Genomic DNA, 835 nt, shown 5'->3' on the forward strand with positions numbered 1-835 from the left:
TCATTGATCAGAGCCAGAAGATGACTGTAGCGGCGAGGGCTACGGCGGAGAAGAAGGCCTTCGGGCACCGATCGTAGCGCGTGGCGACGCGCCGCCAGTCCTTGAGACGACCGAACATGATCTCGATTCGATTGCGGCGTTTGTAGCGCCGCTTGTCGTATTTTACGGTCTTGTTCCGTATTTTCCGGCCCGGGATGCAGGGCGTGATCCCCTTTTCCTGCAAGGCGTCGCGGAACCAGTCGGCATCATAGCCCCGGTCGGCGAGCATCCATTGCGCTTTGGGCAGACTGTCGAGCAAAGCGGCCGCGCCCGTGTAATCGCTGACCTGCCCGGCGGTCATGAAGAAGCTGATCGGGCGGCCATTTGCATCGGTCACGGCATGAAGCTTGGTGTTCATACCGCCTTTCGTGCGGCCGATCAGGCGTCCCGGACCCCCTTTTTTACCCCAAGGCTCGACGCCGTGCGGTGCGCTTTGAGATAGGTCGCGTCGATCATGATCGTCTTGCGTTCGGGAGCCTGAGGTGTCGCCAAGCCCTCCATCATGCGGATGAAGATGCCCTTGTCGCTCCACCGCTTCCAGCGATTGTAGAGCGTCTTTGCCGGGCCATATTCTCTCGGCGCATCCCGCCACCTCAGCCCATTACGATTGACGAAGATGATGCCGCTCAAAACCCGCCGGTCATCGACGCGCTCCCGGCCATGGCTCTTCGGAAAATACGGCTGAAGACGCGCCATCTGCTCGTCAGTCAGCCAATACAAATCACTCATCAGTCAGGCTCCTCACAGTGAGCCTGAATCACAGCGGCCTGCTCAAATCAATGGGTCCTGACCCTAG

At 59.6% G+C, this 835-nt stretch carries 1 protein-coding gene; it reads right to left on the reverse strand.

Annotated features, from left to right (window positions below; translation table 11 throughout):
• Positions 1 to 7: 7 nt before the first annotated feature.
• Positions 8 to 768 (reverse strand): IS5 family transposase gene (locus ATE64_RS21410; protein ID WP_156420381.1). Its coding sequence is split into 2 segments (ribosomal slippage): positions 8 to 444 and positions 444 to 768, totalling 762 coding nucleotides; the frame shifts between segments, so codons are not numbered across the junction.
• Positions 769 to 835: the final 67 nt, after the last annotated feature.

Origin of the sequence: Sphingopyxis sp. H073, assembly GCF_001468395.1 — a bacterium.
Lineage (GTDB): Bacteria > Pseudomonadota > Alphaproteobacteria > Sphingomonadales > Sphingomonadaceae > Sphingopyxis.